The organism is Vibrio sp. 10N.239.312.C11 (assembly GCF_041466065.1).
Classification (GTDB): Bacteria; Pseudomonadota; Gammaproteobacteria; order Enterobacterales; family Vibrionaceae; genus Vibrio; species Vibrio tasmaniensis_A.
In genome coordinates, this window is record NZ_JBFSRZ010000004.1 from 118,069 (window position 1) to 137,080 (window position 19,012).

Here is a 19,012-nt window from a genome sequence, read left to right on the forward strand (position 1 = left end):
CTGTGCGGCTTTTCTATTTTAAAGTTAAGAAGCTAAGTTTTTCAGATACTACGTTAAGAAACTAAGTTAACGAGCTTAGCGAACAAGCAAAGGAATTAAAACCATGAGCAAGCCCATCGTATTGAGTGGTGTTCAACCATCTGGTGAACTAAGTATCGGTAACTACTTGGGTGCTCTACGTCAATGGCAACAGATGCAAGATGATTACGATTGCCAATACTGTGTTGTAGACCTTCACGCAATTACGGTTCGTCAAGACCCGAAAGCACTGCATGAAGCGACTCTAGACGCATTAGCAATCTGTCTTGCTGTCGGTGTTGATCCAAAGAAGAGCACTCTATTTGTTCAGTCACACGTACCAGAGCATGCTCAACTTGGTTGGCTTCTTAACTGTTACACACAAATGGGTGAACTGAGCCGTATGACTCAGTTTAAAGATAAGTCTGCACGTCACTCAAATGACGTAAACGTAGGCCTATACGACTACCCAGTGTTGATGGCTGCAGACATCCTGCTTTACGGTGCTCACCAGGTGCCAGTAGGTAGCGACCAGAAACAACATTTAGAGCTAGCGCGTGATATCGCAAATCGCTTTAACAACATCTACGGTCCTGAAACGCCAATTTTCCAAGTTCCAGAGCCTTACATTCCAACAGTGAATGCACGTGTAATGAGCCTGCAAGATGCGACGAAGAAGATGTCTAAGTCGGATGACAACCGTAAGAACGTGATTACTCTGCTAGAAGAGCCTAAGTCGATCATCAAGAAGATCAACAAAGCGCAAACCGATGCAGAAACGCCACCACGTATTGCCCACGATTGGGAAAACAAAGCGGGTATCTCTAACCTAATGGGTCTTTACTCAGCAGCGACGGGTAAAACCTTCGAAGAGATCGAAGCGCAATACCAAGGCGTTGAGATGTACGGTCCATTCAAGAAAGACGTAGGCGCAGCATTAGTTGAAATGCTTGAGCCGATTCAATCTGAATACCACCGTATCCGTGCTGACCGTGCTTACATGGATGCAGTAATGAAAGCGGGTGCTGAAAAAGCGTCTGAGCGTGCTGCAGTAACACTGAAAAAAGCATACGAAGCGGTAGGTTTTGTTACTCGCCCATAGAGTGAACTAAAACGACTCGTTTAGAAATTCAAGCCCAAAGTGACTTTGTTTACTTTGGGCTTTTTATTGCCCGCTCCATTTACTTTCCCAGTAAATCTCTTGTTTGAATTGATAATTTAAGCATTATCTAGCTAACACATTCATCATACTAATGCTGTGCAGGTGATCTTATTTGGCATCCTCAAGTTTTATAAAGTCACTCTTGTTTCTATATATGTTGGAAATATAAAACGTGCCAAACAATTGATGATTCCAAAGTGATAAGTTCCTCATTTTCTTGCCAACTGACTTATTCCTTTCATAAATAAACCTGATAGTTACCACAAAATACATGACTGCCCATAGATGGCAGTGACTATAAATCGATGAACTTAGGTGAAACGGATGGCTCTTTTACATAAACCTTCATTGCTAGCAGTGGCAATTGGTAGCTTGTTAACCACAAGCGCACACGCTGATTTGTTTATTTCACAATATGTGGAAGGCGGCAGCTATAACAAAGCGGTTGAGATTGCCAATAACGGCGATAGCAGCATTAATTTAGATGGTTACTCGTTGGCGAAGTCTGCGAATGGTAATGGATCATGGGGCGCCACTTTACCTTTGAATGGCCACGTTTTAGCGCCCGGTGAAGTACTTGTGGTTGCGCACACCAGCGCAAGTAACGAAATTAAAGTGGCGGCTGATATTCTTAACGCGTCGATTGCTAATCACAATGGTGACGATCCGCTGGCTATCTTGAATTCAGATGGTTCGGTGCACGATGTTGTCGGTTTGATGGGCGATGTGGACTGGGGGAAAGATGTTACTTTGGTTCGTGCTAAACAAACACCTTCTGCGACGTTTGATGCTTCGCAATGGGTATCGTTACCTAAGGACAGTATTGAAGGGCTAGGTTCACTAGACAATGTAGAGTTGCCTGACGCGTTTGCCTGTACACAAGATGGCTCTGCTCCTGTATTCACGACTATTCAAGAGATCCAAGGTGAAGGCGCAACATCACCGTTCATTGATGGCTATCCATACATCACTGACGATGAATACTTCGTCAAAGGTGTGGTAAGTGCAGTCACTACTGGCATAACCAAAGGTTTCTACCTGCAAGCACTTGAGGATGACTTTAATTCAAGCACTTCTGAAGGTCTATTTATCCACACCAATCAATCGAGTTCAGAACTGGCTGCGGGCGATGTCGTGTGTGTGAAAGGTAAGGTTCAAGAGTATTACAGTCATACTCAGCTTAAAGTTGAAAACAACCAATGGCTTAAGCAGGGCGAGCAACAAGCGCCTGAAGCGACAGCAATTGAAGCCTTAGACCGTAACGAGAACTTCGCTGTAACGCTTGAACGCCATGAAGGCATGTTGGTGAAAACAACCGAAGCGCTTGATATGCGTGTAACGCGTACCTTTGGTTATGATTACGCAGGTCGTCGTAACAACATGGTACTGGCCCATGAGCGTATTAACATGCAGCCGAACCAGTTATCTGCAGCAGGCTCTGAAGATGCGAAACAGCAAACTAAAGATAACGCAGACCGTCGTCTTTTTGTTGAAACCGATCAAAAAGCCGGTGACGGACAGGTTCCTTTCTACCCAGACTTTGGCCGTACCGATATTGACCAAGATGGTTCAACAGAAGACTACATCCGTATTGATGACACCATTGTTGGCCTAGAAGGCGTGCTGACTTACAGCTACGGCGAGTATCGCTTAGTGACAACCAACCAGATCTCGGCTGAGAACTTTGTCCGAAATGACCCACGTACTGACAAGCCTGATATGGATGAAGGTGATCTACGTATCGCGACCTTCAACGTATTGAACTACTTTAACTCTCCATTTGGCGGTGACGCGAACCAACACGGCAACAACCGTGGCGCGAACACCATCACTGAGTTTGAGATGCAGCAAGAGAAGATTGTGAACGCGATTCTTCGTCTAGATGCCGACATCATTGGTTTGATGGAAATTGAGAACAACGGTTTTGGTGAAGGCTCTGCCATTCAGCAGCTTGTTAACCAACTGAATGACCGCATTGAGCGTAAGAAAGACCGCTATACCTTTGTGGCTGTCGATTCGAACGAAGATGGCGTAACCGACGAGATGGACTCGATTGGTACTGACGTTATTACAACAGGTGTTATTTACCGTAAGAAAGTGGTTAAGCTTAAAGACCGCCGTGTTATCGCGATGCCAAGCCAACAAGCGCCAGAGGTGTTAGACGATTCTGGCAAGGTGATTGAAGACGGTAAGAACTATCAACGTGACTCATTGGCGCCAACTTTTAAAGTCAAAGGCACTAAAGAGAAACTCACCGTTGCGATTAACCACTTTAAATCGAAAGGTTCTAAGTGTTGGGAAGATGCAGCCCCTGTCGAACAGGGCGGTCAAGGTGGCGTTGATGCCGACAAGCAAGGTTCATGTGAGAACTTCCGTGTTGCAGCTGCGGTTGCATTGGGTGAAGCGCTAGACGGCATCAAAGGCCATAAAGTGATTCTGGGTGATATGAACTCGTACGGCATGGAAGACCCAATGCTGGTACTGACGGATTACTCTGAAGAGAAATACGGTAAGCAAATCAAAGCGGCGCGTAACACCTACATTGACGGTGTCGAGCAGTTTGGTGATACCGGTGCGGTGATTACTAAGAACTACGGCTACATTAATGCTGTGGCTCAAAAGCACCCAGACAGCTGGAGCTACTCATACAATGATGAGGTTGGCGCTTTGGATCACCTGTTGATCAGCGACAGCCTGAAAGACATGGTGGTGGATGCGACTGACTGGCACATCAACGGCGGTGAATCGAAGTTGCTTGATTACAACGAAGAGTTCAAAGGTGATCTGCCGAAGTACCAAGATCACTTCCGTTCATCGGATCATGATCCGGCAGTTCTTGAGCTTAAAGTCGGTGGTTCGTTTGGTTTCGGTGCACTGATGTCATTGTTTGGCTTAGCAATGTGGCGTCGTCGTAAGTAATAAGGCTTTTTGAGTCATAATAAACCGCTACCTATAGGTAGCGGTTTATATTTTAGCTACTCATTGATACCAATCGTAGTAAATAACTGTTCACCCTAGCTTGTTAAAAATCTAGATAACGTCGTTAGATTTTTTGATTGTAGAATAACTACTTATCAAAAAAATCCGCCTTGTTCTCAAGCTTTTTTCCTGCGCTATTTTTGAACACTTACTTACTGTGATTGGTATGATTCCATCTTTTCAAGGTCGTATTGGCGTATTTGTATCGCTTTTTCCAGTGATACCGGTTTTGAAAATAAGTACCCTTGGACAATGTCACATCCATATTGTTTAACATATTCTAGTTGTTCAATGGTTTCGACACCTTCAGCGACGGTTCTTGTTCTTGTAGACCGCCCAATTGCGACAATGCTTTTTAATAGTTCATGAGCGGTATTCGATTCTGAAAGTTGCCAAATAAAGCTACGATCTATTTTAATTTCATGAATAGGAAGTAATGACAAATACTTCAACGAAGAGTACCCAGTACCAAAATCATCTAAGGCCAAGTGAAACCCTTTACTACGAAGTTGATACGCAACTTTTGCTACCTCTTCCGGATTTTTTAGCATGATGCCTTCGGTGGCTTCTAGGCATATATGGGATGGGTTTATACCGTAGCGCTCTGTTATTTTAATGATATTTTCAGCAAAGTTTGTTTCACCAATTTGAACTGGTGATAAGTTCAGTGCCAGTAAAATAGGAGCATCGTCTGGAAAATCGAGTTCTGAATACTGTTGGTAGGCTAATTCAATAAGATACCAACCTAATGCGCGTATGTGACCACTGACTTCAGCGACGGAGATAAATTCATCAGGGTAAACGTTACCCAATGTTGGGCTTTTCCATCGAGCTAGCGCTTCGATTCCCCATAACCTTCCAGACTGTAAGCAATACTGAGGCTGATAATCTAAATAAATTTCTCTTCTTTCTATAGCGGTAAGTAAATTGTCTTCAATCAGAAACTTACGTTGATTTTTCGCAGAGGTTTTTGATGAGAAAATAGCACAGTTTGCTTTGCCTTCTGATTTCACAGAATGGAGCATAATATCAGAGCTTGCGAGTAACTCATCGACAGTGCGCCCGTGATCGGGATACAAGGCGGCACCTAAGCTAAAACTGATATCAAATTCATGCTCAAAGCATTGATACTTGGTCGCAAGTTCATCATGAAATAGTTTCATGACGCTTTCTGCCTGTTTTAGGCTGTTTAGATCAGGGAAAGTAACAATAAATTCATCACCTCCGAACCGGAACACTTCTGAAAAATTAGGGCATACTTTTTTAAGCGTTTGAGATATCTGTATTAAGAGTTCGTCTCCAACACTGTGTCCGTAGTAGTCGTTGATGTTTTTAAAGTTATCTACATCAATAAAACAGACAAGAAATTTATCGTCATCTGATTGAGTTTTGGCCAGCTCTTTCTCCATATAGACTTCAAAAAAGTGTCGATTAAAAAGCCCAGTCAGTTGGTCATGATTAGCAAAGTGTTTCAGCGTGCTGTTTGCAGTACAGAGCTTTTCAAAGTCAGATTGAATTTCAGCTTGATAAGATTCAAAGCGACGAGAAACTAGAGTGCTTACATAATATGAGAGTAGTCCGACTAATAGAACGACTATGCTATACATGAGTGCTAAGCGATTGAGCTCATCATTTCTTTTTTCAATCAACTCGGCATTTTTTTTAGCAACAAGTCTTTCTAATGCAGTGACACTAAAGCTCGCGCCTATCGTCCAGCCCCAAGTACTATTTTTGAGGACATAACTAAGGTTTTCTAACGAGTGATTGTCGGCAGCTAAGTGTCTAACATAGACATCCGATTGTTCCAACAGCGCGACTGCTTGAGTGCGGAAGTGTATGTTTTGAATGTTATGGATATTAGTGTCAATAAAGCTAGGAGTGGTATGAGCCAGCACATCGCCTTTAGTGTCGATAACGTAGAAGTTACTCTGTTGACCAATTTGAAGCTGACTTAACCATTCGAGCACGTCACTTTGAATGTCTGCCTGGACATCTGTAATAAAGTCACTCGTACCTATATACCAATTATATGGCGAGAAATTAACGATATAGCCGATTTTTTCATACTGCTTTGCGAATGAATTCGGTTTTAGAAACCACCATTTATGAAAGCCTTCTTTTTCTTCAATCGCTTTTTTTGTTAATTCCTGAGCAACAAAGTGTCCTTTAGCATCTTGAAATTCCCATTTAGAGGCTCCTTGCATACTAGGAAAAACAGGGTGAAAAATAACAGTTCCATCATGGTGATAAATAAAAGGGTAACCACGACCGTCATTGAATCTGTAGTTTTTCAAACTCGAACGAACCAAGGTTGTAAACTCTTGTTCACTTAATTGTGGGTTGTCCTTGTACAGTTGATTTAGTATGGAGTGAGTGCGGAGAGTATGAGTTTTTATACTGTCGCGTAGTGTGGTTATTGTTGTTTCTTCTAAGTAGTTGAGCTGCTTGTTGACATAGCTGACTTGAGATTTTAAATAGGCTTTTTTTTCTTCAACAATATCGGACTCTATGTGAGTGATTTCTTGATTGGTTCGTCGATAACTATCATTGACCGATAACGAAAAGACGATAATAGAACCACAGTTATAGTCGGTATGTAACGAATTAGGTAGACGAGCTTGTTCTCTTTCATTTTTCTATTAAAGGTCAGTAAATTCACGCTAATGATAACTCAAACAATTATTCATTGAGTTGTTATTTTTCACAAAAAAAGAACCATGTCATAAAAAACCAGCAACTTATAAGGTTTTAATTTTTATGGGAACTTTGGCAGGGATGGGAGACATCTATGTCTTGAGAAGACAAAGTGGATCACTCTGGCTTCATTGCCAGTAACGTTTATGTATTTGTAGTGTAAAGTTATCAGGGCAGCGAAAGCTGATTTTCTTTTTATCATTTTCACTTGCCTTTCTTGCTTTATATTGCACAATACCGCCCCTATATCTTCCAATCATTTAGTATTTAGCAAACGATTTCGACCCATGTTACTTATCATCGATAACTACGACTCTTTTACCTATAACTTGTATCAGTATTTCTGTGAGTTAGGGGTCACTGTGAAAGTTGTTCGCAACGATGAGATTGATATTGCGGGCATTGAAGCGCTGAATCCTAGCCATCTTGTTATCTCGCCAGGCCCTTGTACGCCTGATGATGCGGGAATCTCTCTGCAAGTCATTGAACACTTCGTGGGTAAGTTGCCTATCTTAGGTGTGTGTCTTGGTCATCAAGCCATTGCCCAAGTGTTTGGTGGTGAAGTAGTGCGAGCCAGACAAGTGATGCACGGTAAAACCTCTCCAATACGTCACAATGGCAAGAGCGTTTTTCAGGGGTTGAATAACCCTCTAACCGTGACACGTTACCATTCTCTAGTGGTGAAAAATGGCACGCTGCCTGACTGCTTTGAACTGACGTCTTGGACGGAATTTGAAGATGGCAGCATGGATGAGATCATGGGGTATCAACACAAAACCTTACCGATTGATGCCGTACAATTTCACCCTGAGTCGATTAAAACAGAGCAAGGACACCAGCTTCTCGCTAACTTCCTAGCACGCTGAGTGTTTAAATTTGACTCTTTCTGCGTCTAAATAAGCCAGTTAAACCTGTTACCCCATTCGTTAAGCGTTTAAATTCGGGCGCTACGCGTCTCTTACTCCTCTGACGCCGATCACTTTTTATAACATTTCTCTCTCTTCAGGCTAAGTTTTTAGCCTATGCAAAATTATTCGCCTTATTTCGTCTCGAACCCTATATACCGCAATGCCAGTAAGGCTTTGCTATTACTGGTTATGCGTTTAGGTAAAAAAAGCTTCATAAAACAGATTAATTGATGCATAAATAGTCATAGGTAGTGACGTTTAGCTGGTTGTTAGGGATGGCTAAAGAATAATCTACTATTGAAAACGTTAATTAAATGTAAATATAATGCTGCAGCGGGATTGTGGCGAGAGAAAATATCTTTGTCTCACTTATGAACCAGTACGCTTATTTGCGAAGCTTGCGGTATCGAAAAGGAATGTACGATGACAGTGGAAAAAAAAGTAGAACGTAGTCTGTTTAATGAGGTGATGGTGCCTTGTTATAACCCAATGGAAATGATCCCGGTAAAAGGGGAAGGCGCACGCGTTTGGGACCAACAAGGCCGAGAATATATCGACTTTGCTGGTGGTATCGCTGTGAGCTGTTTGGGTCACTGTCACCCAGCAATGGTTAACGCAGTTACTGAGCAAGCAAACAAGATTTGGCATTTAAGTAATGTCATGACCAACGAACCTGCATTGCGTCTAGCGAAGAAGCTAACCGACGTATGTTTTGCAGAAAAAGTATTCTTTGCCAACTCTGGTGCAGAAGCGAACGAAGCAGCATTGAAGCTAGCTCGTCGTTGGGCAGCGGATGTGCACGGTCCTGAGAAGTCTGAAATCATTGCATTCAAACAAGGTTTCCACGGTCGTACTTTCTTTACTGTAACTGTGGGTGGTCAAGAGGCTTACTCTGATGGCTTCGGCCCTAAACCGGGCGATGTAACTCACTTGCCTTACAACGATATTGCCGCGCTAGAAGCGCACATATCAGATCGCACATGTGCAATCATGATGGAACCTCTGCAAGGTGAGGGCGGTATCATCTCTCCAACATCTGAGTTCGTGAACACGGTTCGTGAACTGTGTGACAAACACAATGCGCTGCTTATCTTTGATGAAGTGCAAACGGGTAATGGCCGTACGGGTAACTTTTACGCTTACCAAGGCCTAGGTGTGACTCCTGATATCCTAAGTACAGCGAAATCACTAGGTGGCGGTTTCCCAATCGGCGCAATGCTAACAACGTCTGAACTTGCAACACACCTAAAAGTCGGTACGCACGGTTCTACTTACGGTGGTAACCCACTGGCGTGTGCCGTTGCTGAAGCCGTTGTTGACGTAGTAAGCCAACCTGAAACGTTGGCTGGCGTGAAAGAACGCGAAGCACTATTCCGTGATGGTTTAGCTAAGATTAACGACAAATACCAAATATTCAGTGAAGTTCGCGGTAAAGGCCTATTGCTAGGCGCTGCGCTTAATGAAGCATGGCAAGGTCGTGCTCGTGATGTACTAGTAGCAGCAGGTGAACAAGGCTTGATGGTACTGGTTGCGGGTGCAAACGTGGTTCGTTTCACACCATCACTGGTTATCACTACACAAGAAATTGAAGAAGGTTTATCAAAACTAGACAAAGCCATCGCTACGCTAGTTTAGCCTGAGCGGCGTCATAGGAATGATCGCCATTAGAGCGATCCCATGACGTACTGCTAAAGGCCCAAGATTCTCGTTTTGGGCCTGTTTTGCATCTGGAGGGAATATTGATGCTAGTTGTTCGCCCAATAAAATTATCTGATTACGATGCGTTGCATACCTGCGCGGTTGAATCTGGTCACGGATTCACATCTCTTCCGGTTAACGAAGAACTGTTAACCAACCGTATTACTCACTCTGAATACAGCTTTGCTAAACAAGACGTGACTGAACCTGGTGATGAAGGCTACCTAATGGTTGGCTTTGATACCGAAACCGGAGAAGTCGCAGGTACCACAGGTATCGAAGCCTCAATTGGCTGGGATGTTCCGTTTTACTCTTACCACATCAGCAAAGTGGTGCACTCATCGCAAAAGCTTGGCGTGAATAACGTCGTGAAGCTACTGACTTTCGGTAATAACTACACCGGATGCAGTGAGATCTGCACACTGTTCTTGCGTCCAGCTTTCCGTGGTGGATTGAATGGTCGTTTGATGTCGAAGTGTCGCTTCCTAATCATGTCTGAACACCCAGAGCGTTTCTCGAAAACGATTTTTGCTGAGATGCGTGGTGTATCGGATGCGGAAGGTAACTCACCTTTCTGGCAATGGCTGCAAGAGCACTTCTTCTCAATTGATTTCACGCTTGCAGATTACCTAACTGGTATCGGTAAGAAAGGCTTCATTGCTGACCTAATGCCAAAGCTGCCTATCTACGTGAACCTACTGAGCAAAGAAGCTCAGGCGGTGATTGGAGAGGTACATGATAATACACGCCCAGCACTTAAGTTGTTGGAACGTGAAGGTTTCACTAACCGTGGTTATGTTGACATCTTTGATGCAGGCCCAACGGTTGAGTGTGATCTAAGAAATATTGAATCAGTGCGTCATGCGATTCGAGCTCAGGTGAAAATTGCAGAGCACTCCAGCTCTAAAGACTTCCTAATTGGTAATACCTCATTTGAGAACTTCCGCGCAGTAGCCGCGAAAGGCGCGTATGACCAAGCAAGCGACACAGTGATTTTATCATCTGAAGTAGCAAGCGCTCTTGAAGTAAAAGAAGGCGAATTCGTTCGCATGTTGGCTCAATAAGAGCGGCGATTATCTGTCGAAGATTTTAAGGATAGAAGTATGACTCAGTGGATAGCAGGACAGTGGGTGGCAGGTCAAGGCGACGCCATGACATCAGTAAGCCCATACAACAATGAAGTCGTGTGGCAAGGCGATAGTGCAACACCAGCGCAGGTTGAATCTGCAGTAGCAGCGGCTCGTGATGCGTTCTTAGTTTGGAAGAAACTGAGCTTTGCAGAGCGTGAAGCCATCGTGTTGAACTTTGCTGAGAAAGTAAAAGAGAACAGCGAAGAGATAGCACAGATTATTGCAAAAGAGACGGGTAAACCGATTTGGGAAACTCGTACTGAAGCGGGCGCGATGGCGGGCAAGATCGCTATCTCTATTCGTGCATATCACGAACGTACTGGTGAAGCTTCACGTGAAGCGGCAGGTAACCAAATCGTACTGCGTCATCGTCCATTAGGCGTTATGGCGGTATTTGGCCCTTACAACTTCCCAGGTCATCTGCCTAATGGTCATATTGTTCCAGCACTGCTATCGGGTAATACCGTGGTATTTAAGCCGTCAGAGCAGACACCTTGGACTGGTGAGTTTGCGATGAAGCTATGGCAAGAAGCTGGCCTTCCTGCTGGCGTGATCAACCTAGTGCAAGGCGCTAAAGAGACAGGTATCGCACTAGCCGATGCTAAAGGTCTTGATGGCGTGCTATTCACGGGCAGTGCTAATACCGGTCATATCCTTCACCGTCAATTCGCAGGTCAACCGGGCAAGATGCTGGCGCTAGAGATGGGTGGCAACAACCCGATGGTGATCAGTGACCAATTTGGTGATGCTGACGCGACGGTTTATACCATTATCCAATCGGCTTTCATCAGTGCTGGTCAACGTTGTACATGTGCGCGTCGTTTGTATGTTCCTGTTGGCGAGAAGGGTGATCAACTGCTCGATAAGCTCGTTGCGGCTACCTTGAAGATTCGTGTTGATCAGCCATTCGCTGAACCTGCACCTTTCATGGGACCACAAATCTCCGAAGCTGCGGCTAAGTTCATTCTGGACGCGCAAGCTAATCTGCAATCACTCGGTGGTGTAAGCCTAGTTGAAGCAAAAGCGGGCGAAGCGGCGTTTGTTTCTCCGGGGATTATCGATGCAACCAACATTGCTGAGTTGCCAGATGAAGAGTACTTCGGTCCATTGCTGCAAGTGGTTCGTTACCAATCGCTCGAGCAAGCGGTTGAGCTAGCTAACGACACTCGTTTTGGTTTGTCTGCGGGTCTTGTATCAACAGATGATTCTGAATGGGAATACTTCGTTGATCATATCCGTGCGGGTATTGTTAACCGTAACCGTCAGCTAACAGGAGCAAGTGGTGATGCACCATTTGGTGGCCCGGGTGCTTCGGGCAACCTACGCCCAAGTGCTTACTATGCAGCGGACTATTGTGCTTACCCTATGGCTTCAATGGAAGGTGGCGAAACTCAACTGCCAGCGACATTTAGCCCAGGTATTGAGCTGTAGTTTAGTCTAATGAGTATTAGGCTCATTCGTTAAGCTTGAAATAGGGAGGTGGTGTTATCGCTTCCCTGTTCCACCACGTCCGACACCTAGATTGGGCGGTAGATAATAATAGAACAAGTATGTCACAGGCTGATGGCTGCTGACTCTATGTCCAGCCTCTCCCTTTCTAATCCAAATTACTAGCTTGCTAGAACCTCTGACAAGGAGTCACCATGACGCCCGATCTACTCTTTAAATCACTATGGAATGATTACATTCACAGGCTTTGTCCATCGGCTGAGAAAGTGCATCACTTGCTGAAAGAAGATGAAGCTCTGATTAATGATCACATTGCACTGCGTACTTTCAATGTTGCACCGCTAGGTATTGAAACATTGGCTAAACCTTTCCTTGAATTAGGTTACAAGGCGTGTGGCGATTACTTATTTGAGAGCAAGAAGCTAGTGGCTAAGCACTACGAGCACCCAGATCCAAACCAACCAAAAGTGTTCATTAGTGAGTTGAAGGTAGAAGAGTGTTCAAGTGACCTGCAACAGATCGTTGCTAAGTTGGTTGAGCAAGTTGACGCAAGTAAGCTTCAAGGTCATGAATTCTTGTTTGGTGGTCGTCTTTGGGATTTGAATTTCGCAGATTTCCAAGTACTAGCAAAAGAGAGTGAATACGCTTCTTGGCTCGCAGCTCATGGCTACGGTGCAAACCACTTTACGGTGAGTGTGAACCAGTTAAATAAGTTCCATGAAGTGCAGGCCGTGAATGACTATCTGAATGAGTCGGGATTCACTATCAATGCGTCAGGTGGTGAGGTGAAAGGCTCTCCAGAGGTCTTATTAGAGCAATCATCAACTATGGCAGACAAAGTCCCAGTCTCATTTGTTGAAGGCAATGAGATGATTCCTGGAGGCTTCTATGAGTTTGCTAAGCGTTATGCGGTGGCCAATGGTGAGCTTTATACCGGATTTGTTGCGGCATCAGCTGACAAGATCTTTGAAAGCACCAACGGTTAAAGAAAGATACGAGCACGGGCTTTGCCCTAGAGGTGCGGGTACGCTTCGCTTCGAGATACTTTAGAATAGTGAAGTCCGATTTCTAACTTTGCTTCCCGCATCTGTTCTCTAGATATTTAGAAAACAAAAAAGCCACCAAATTCGCATTTGGTGGCTTTCAAATTTTTGGCTCAGTTAATCGAGATTAACGAGTGCCGTATACCACGATAGTCTTACCGTGTGCAGAAATTAGGTTCTGCTCTTCTAGCATCTTCAAGATACGACCTACGGTCTCACGAGAACAACCAACAATCTGGCCAATCTCTTGACGAGTGATCTTGATTTGCATGCCGTCAGGGTGAGTCATTGCATCTGGCTGTTTTGCTAGGTTTAGTAGCGTTTGAGCGATACGACCTGTTACGTCAAGGAACGCTAAGTCACCAACCTTTTGGCTAGTTACTTGTAGACGGTTTGCCATTTGCGCTGAAAGACGCATTAGAATATCTGGGTTCACTTGGATAAGTTGACGGAATTTCTTGAAAGAAATCTCAGCCACTTCACAAGGAGATTTTGCACGAACCCATGCAGTACGCTCTTGGTCTTCTTCGAACAAGCCAAGCTCACCGATGAAGTCGCCTTGGTTTAGGTAAGAAAGAATCATTTCCTTACCTTCTTCGTCTTTGATAAGAACTGCCACAGAACCTTTAACGATGTAGTACAAGGTTTCTGCCTTTTCACCAGCATGAATCAAAGTACTTTTTGAAGGGTACTTATGAATATGACAGTGTGAAAGGAACCACTCTAATGTTGGATCGGTTTGGGGTTTACCTAGAACCATAATATCTTACTTCCTCTGCAGGGTATGCTTGCCGCTTTCCATATTTTAGCTAAGCCTGAATTGACCTAGCTAGGATAAGAGCACTCGTTGAGTGCTGCAAGCTATCTTGTGTTTCGTTTAAGAATAGTATCCTTTTTCAGGTACTATTTCTTGATTTTAATCGTGACCAAGCTACGATTTTTTACGCAAAATTGTGCACATGATCACGGTATGAAAAGTAATCAACCAGAATGTTGTTTTGTTAGCCTATTTTCCCGGTTTCTATAAGTTGTTGCAGGATCGGCCTTACAATGAGCTCCATAGCAAAACTCATCTTGCCTCCTGGCACCACAAGCGTGTTATGACGTGACATAAATGAGCCATCAATCATAGCCAACAGGTAAGGGAAATCGACGTTTTTGATGCCGCGCAAACGTATAACCACGAAGCTTTCGTCTAAACTTGGGATCCCTTTTGCATTCAGTGGATTTGATGTATCTACGGTAGGGACACGCTGAAAGTTGATATGAGTACGCGAAAACTGCGGGGTAATGTAGTTAAGGTAATCATCCATTGAGCGAACAATAGAATCCATCACCGCTTCGCGAGAGTGACCACGATCGCGTGTGTCACGAACGAATTTCTGGATCCACTCCAAGTTTACGATAGGTACCATGCCGATAAGCAGATCGACGTGTTGAGAAACATTGATGTCACCATCGACTACGCCACCGTGAAGACCTTCGTAGAACATCACATCCGAGTTTTCAGGGATCTCTTGCCATGGCGTAAAGGTGCCGGGCATTTGATTGTAAGGCACGGCTTCATCGAAGGTATGCAGATAGCTACGGACTTTTCCCGTGCCTTCATTGCCGTATTGACGGAAGAAATCTTCTAATGCACCAAAATCGTTAGCTTGTGGACCAAAGTAGCTGATGTGCTTACCTTGCTCGCGCGCCTTACGGATCTCGACATCCATCTCTGGTCGAGTGAAGCGATGGAAACTATCCCCTTCAACCCAAGCTGCCTTCACGTCCATCATATTGAACATTTTTCGGAAGGCTTCTGAGGTAGTGGTGGTGCCGGCTCCAGATGAACCCGTCACCGCAATAATTGGATGTTTAGCGGACATGACAACCCTTGTCTTTTGAGTAACTTACTTGTTAGCAATCGTTTACCACTATAACACGGCTCCTTTATGAGCGCAGCTTAGAAGCGTTTTGTGACTTGAATATCAACGGTTTCATGCAGTTCAGAAAACACGATACTCACTTCTCCTGAGGCTAATTGATGTTTCACTTGGTCAATTTTGTTTTGCAGTGAAACTTCTACGTCACCATAGTCTGTACCTTCACGCAGTACGAATTCTTTGATGAGGTTTTCCAGTGTCTCTGGCGCAATGTCTTGCCACGGGATGATCATAAATACTTCTCTCTTTTATGTTCATGGATAGGTTTATTGTTGTAGAAATGAGTGAGCTTAGTAATATTTTTACTGCTATTTACTAAGGCTCGTCATTATGCCGAATCTTGTAGACTTTCATAGTAGGCGGGTAATGCTTCTTCTAACCAAAATCTTGGCTTGAGTGTGCTGCCGGTAATGAACCCCACATGACCGCCTTTTTGAAACAGTCGATAATCGATGTTATCAGGCAGAACGAACTTTGGAATCACATCATCGGTCATGAAAGGATCGTCCTTGGCATGAATGATCTGAGTTGGTAGTTTGATCTTCTTGAGTTTAGGCAGTGCGGAGCATTGCGCATAATAATCTTGGGCATTTTTGAACCCATGCAGAGGCGCCGTGATTTGTTCATCAAACTCATACAGTTTGGTGATCTTCTTAATGGTTTCCGCTGTGACCCCCAGCTTTTCCTGTAGCAGGTTAACTTTTTTCAAGGCGTTTGATTTTAGAGAGTTGAGTAGATACTTCTTATAGAGCTTGGAGAAGCCCTGCTCAATGCGACTAGAACAACAAGCCAAGTCAAATGGAGCAGATACTATGGTCGCCGCCGACAGCAATGGGTCGTCTGCATACTCAGCCAAATAATTCGCCAGCATGTTACCCCCCAAAGAGATACCAACTGCAACTTTGGGGTTGTTGGGGAACTGCGCGTGCAGATGCCTTAGGAAAAAGCGCGCATCTTCGACTTCACCTGAATGGTATGCACGAGCCAAGCGATTTGGTTTTCCGCTGCAACCTCTAAAGTGCATCATCACTGATAGCCAACCATCTTTAGCAAATGCATTCATTAGCCCGTTGGCGTAAGGGCTCTCAAAGCTCCCTTCTAATCCGTGGAATAGAACGAATATTGGCTTGTTACTTTTATCATCATTGCTTGGCGTGTCACCGTCTGGCGATTCACTCCATGCAAGGTCTAGGAAATCGCCGTCGGGAGTTTCTAAGGTCTGCCATTGAGGAGCAAACAACGCCTGCTTTCTAATAAATCTTGGCACTAAGGTTTGTAAATGTGGATTCGATAGGCCAGCGGCAGCGGTAAATATTGTCATAAAAACAGTCCATGCTTCTTTTATGGGCTTTGATAAAGTGTTGAGCTTTTAGCGAAACGCCCACGTTTTTATTTGAGCTTGGTTGATTCTCGGCATAAGCGCAAGGGTTTCACAAAGACGGGCTACAAAAACCCGCCATGAGTAACTGATTGAATAATATCAAGGTTAAGCTTGGATCTAGACGGAATAAAAGGGAAAGGCAACGAGTTAAGGCTGTGGTGCTGGTTCAGAAAAAGCGTCGTAGAGATTTTCCGCCCCTAATAAACGACAGTACTGTAAAGCGAGCGGTGATTGTTGGTTCGCAGTAAGTTGAAGAGACTTAATGCAGTCGACGAGATCGGATTGCTGTTGTTTCTCAAGCTGTAGCTCAAATTGTAAGGCTTCACGGTAGAGTGAATCAACAACGTGTGCTTTGAGGTGTTTACGCAGCTCTCGATAACTATGAAGCAAGGTTTCAGAGCGACTTAAGCATTGTTGCACCTTGTGCCACTCCTCCTCAGCGAAAGAGAGTTGCTGCTCATCAAGCCATTTGAGAAGCAGCAGTAGATTGACGTTGCCATGGAATTGGTTTTGCAAAGCTAAGCACGCATCCTTAACACCGCGCACACTGTAATACTGAAGGCTAAATTGCCATAGTCGTTCCAGTGTTAGTGATATTGGTGCGTGCTCTGGGCTCATAAGCTATCCATATCCAGTTCCATCTGCTCAAGCTCTTCTTGAGTGGACATCCAATCCATTTCAACTTCTTCTAGCTGTGACTTACTGCTCGCTTGTAGAGCGAGTACTTTATTCAGTTTAGCCTTATTTTCAGCTTCATACAGTGAAGTATCGGATAATTCTTGCTCGGCTTCTTCAAGAGCCAACGTTAATTTATCCATCTGCTTTTCAAATTGAGTCAGCTTTTTACGAATAGGCGCCGTTAGTTTCCGGAACTCTGCTTCTTTACGTTTCTGATCTTTTTTTGCTGCTGCACTGTTGGCGCCATCTTTTGCTGGTGCCAATGCTTGTGCTTCTTTTCGCTCAACTTTCTGTTGTTCGGTTAGCCACTTGTAGTAATCGCTAAGGTCACCATCAAACGGTGCAACTTGACGGTCGTGTACAAGGTATAAATCATCAGTAGTGGCACGAAGTAGGTAGCGGTCGTGCGATACGATAACCATCGCGCCTTCAAACGTTTGCAATGCAAACGTTAGTGCCTGACGCATATCGAGATCCAAGTGGTTGGTTGGTTCATCGAGTAGCAACAGGTTCGGTTTTTGCCATACCAGTAGCGCCAGAACTAAACGCGCTTTTTCACCACCAGAGAACGGTGCCACTTTATCGAGCGCTTTTTCACCTTGGAAACCGAAGCTACCTAGGTAATCACGCAGTTGTTGCTCGGTGTGTTTTGGCGCAATCTGCATCATGTGCTGAAGTGGTGTCTCTTCCGGGTGCAGCGTCTCTAATTGGTGTTGGGCAAAGTAACCCATTTTAACGCCTTGCGAATAGCTCAGCTCACCACCTTGCTGTTTCAGTTCGCCAGAAAGCAGTTTAATCAGCGTTGATTTACCAGCACCATTTCGACCAAGTAGACCAATACGGCTGCCCGGCACTAGGTTCAAGCGAATCTTCTCTAGAATCAGATTGTCATCGTAACCCGCCGATACCTCGTCCATCATCATGATTGGGTTTGGTAGTGCGTCTGGTTCTCTAAATTCAAAGCTGAAAGGGTTATCAAACTGAGCGGGCAGTACTTGTTCCATTTTCTCTAGCGCTTTAATACGGCTTTGCGCTTGGCGAGCTTTTGAAGCTTTATAACGGAAACGGTCAATGTAGCTCTGCATGTGCGACATTTGTTTCTGCTGCTTTTGGTACATCGCTTGTTGCAGAATTAGCTTTTGCGCTCGTTGGGTTTCGAACGATGAGTAGTTACCGGTGTATTCATTGAGCTGCTGGTTTTCAACATGCACGATGCGGTTGACGATAGGGTCTAAGAAATCTCTATCGTGTGAGATAAGAACGAGTGTGCCTGGGTAGTTTTGTAACCAGCGTTCTAGCCACATTACAGCGTCTAAATCCAAGTGGTTGGTTGGCTCATCGAGTAACAGTAGGTCACTGCGACACAGTAGGGCTTGCGCTAGGTTCAAACGCATACGCCACCCCCCTGAAAATTGAGTCAGGTTCCATGTCATTTGTTCTTGGCGAAAGCCCAGGCCGTCTAACAGCTCAGCCGCGCGTGCTTTGATGCTATAACCACCAATGGTTTCAATCTTGCCATGGATCTCTGCGACTAATGTGCCGTTGTCGGCTTGTTCGGCTTTCTCAAGTTGATCTTCAAGGCCACGGTATTCACGGTCGCCATCAATCACGTATTCAATTGCTGTTCTTTCTAATGCAGGTGTTTCTTGAGCAACCCAAGCCATTTCCCAATGGGCTGGTTTACTGAATGAGCCAGCATCAATAGACAGTTCGTCCTTAATTAGGGCGAACAGCGTAGATTTACCACAGCCATTCTTACCAACCAAACCGATCTTGTCGCCAGGGTGAAAAGTCGCAGATGCTTGGTCGAGGAGTGGCTTACCGCCGCGTAGCAATTGAATATCAGAGAAAGTAATCATAATTGAAATAGCATAGAAATTAGAGGTGAACAGACGCCTGCATAGTAGGCTGAAACCAGATAAAAGTCGATCACAATGCAATTTG

The 19,012-nt window shown here is 44.5% G+C and carries 14 protein-coding genes; 7 read left to right on the forward strand and 7 right to left on the reverse strand.

Annotation, left to right across the window (positions count from 1 at the left end; genetic code table 11):
• Positions 1-103 precede the first annotated feature (103 nt).
• Positions 104-1,120 (forward strand): tryptophan--tRNA ligase, encoded by a 1,017-nt coding sequence (gene trpS, locus AB6D07_RS03325; protein ID WP_017103608.1) that lies wholly within the window; start codon positions 104-106, stop codon positions 1,118-1,120.
• Positions 1,121-1,504: 384 nt separating this feature from the next.
• Complete coding sequence (locus tag AB6D07_RS03330) at positions 1,505-4,099, forward strand: ExeM/NucH family extracellular endonuclease (RefSeq protein WP_029223030.1); 2,595 nt, start codon at positions 1,505-1,507, stop codon at positions 4,097-4,099.
• Between the two features lie 212 nt (positions 4,100-4,311).
• Here AB6D07_RS03330 and AB6D07_RS03335 read toward each other — a convergent pair whose 3' ends face one another.
• Positions 4,312-6,732 (reverse strand): EAL domain-containing protein, encoded by a 2,421-nt coding sequence (locus AB6D07_RS03335; protein WP_139137546.1) that lies wholly within the window; start codon positions 6,730-6,732, stop codon positions 4,312-4,314.
• 408 nt (positions 6,733-7,140) lie between these two features.
• On the opposite strand from AB6D07_RS03335, the gene AB6D07_RS03340 reads away from it, so the two are divergent.
• From AB6D07_RS03340 to AB6D07_RS03360, 5 genes are all read left to right on the forward strand, one after another.
• Positions 7,141-7,719: an aminodeoxychorismate/anthranilate synthase component II gene (locus AB6D07_RS03340; RefSeq protein WP_009848915.1), complete on the forward strand. Its 579-nt coding sequence runs from the start codon at positions 7,141-7,143 to the stop codon at positions 7,717-7,719.
• Positions 7,720-8,184: 465 nt separating this feature from the next.
• Positions 8,185-9,396 carry an aspartate aminotransferase family protein gene (locus tag AB6D07_RS03345; protein ID WP_012604934.1) on the forward strand — a complete coding sequence of 404 codons (1,212 nt, stop codon included), beginning with the start codon at positions 8,185-8,187 and terminating at the stop codon, positions 9,394-9,396.
• 107 nt (positions 9,397-9,503) lie between these two features.
• A complete protein-coding gene (gene astA, locus AB6D07_RS03350; RefSeq protein ID WP_029223029.1) occupies positions 9,504-10,523 on the forward strand; it encodes an arginine N-succinyltransferase in 1,020 nt (339 codons plus the stop codon).
• Positions 10,524-10,562: 39 nt separating this feature from the next.
• The gene (astD, locus tag AB6D07_RS03355; protein ID WP_012604932.1) at positions 10,563-12,020 is read left to right on the forward strand and encodes a succinylglutamate-semialdehyde dehydrogenase; all 1,458 of its coding nucleotides are present in this window, start codon (positions 10,563-10,565) and stop codon (positions 12,018-12,020) included.
• Between the two features lie 212 nt (positions 12,021-12,232).
• Complete coding sequence (locus AB6D07_RS03360) at positions 12,233-13,024, forward strand: DUF1338 domain-containing protein (RefSeq protein WP_017096559.1); 792 nt, start codon at positions 12,233-12,235, stop codon at positions 13,022-13,024.
• Positions 13,025-13,208: 184 nt separating this feature from the next.
• Here AB6D07_RS03360 and crp read toward each other — a convergent pair whose 3' ends face one another.
• The 6 genes from crp to AB6D07_RS03390 form a co-directional block, all read right to left on the reverse strand.
• Entirely contained in the window at positions 13,209-13,841 is a 633-nt protein-coding gene (crp, locus tag AB6D07_RS03365) for a cAMP-activated global transcriptional regulator CRP (RefSeq protein ID WP_004729651.1), read from the reverse strand.
• Between the two features lie 241 nt (positions 13,842-14,082).
• The gene (locus AB6D07_RS03370; RefSeq protein WP_012604929.1) at positions 14,083-14,952 is read right to left on the reverse strand and encodes a phosphoribulokinase; all 870 of its coding nucleotides are present in this window, start codon (positions 14,950-14,952) and stop codon (positions 14,083-14,085) included.
• Between the two features lie 77 nt (positions 14,953-15,029).
• A complete protein-coding gene (locus AB6D07_RS03375; protein ID WP_010435208.1) occupies positions 15,030-15,242 on the reverse strand; it encodes a YheU family protein in 213 nt (70 codons plus the stop codon).
• Positions 15,243-15,337: 95 nt separating this feature from the next.
• Positions 15,338-16,330, reverse strand: coding sequence for a hydrolase (locus AB6D07_RS03380; RefSeq protein ID WP_012604928.1), 993 nt, complete (start codon positions 16,328-16,330; stop codon positions 15,338-15,340).
• Between the two features lie 207 nt (positions 16,331-16,537).
• Positions 16,538-17,008 carry a TIGR02444 family protein gene (locus tag AB6D07_RS03385; RefSeq protein ID WP_009848923.1) on the reverse strand — a complete coding sequence of 157 codons (471 nt, stop codon included), beginning with the start codon at positions 17,006-17,008 and terminating at the stop codon, positions 16,538-16,540.
• Entirely contained in the window at positions 17,005-18,927 is a 1,923-nt protein-coding gene (locus AB6D07_RS03390; RefSeq protein ID WP_017103605.1) for an ABC transporter ATP-binding protein, read from the reverse strand. Before AB6D07_RS03390 ends, AB6D07_RS03385 begins: the two co-directional genes overlap by 4 nt.
• Positions 18,928-19,012: the final 85 nt, after the last annotated feature.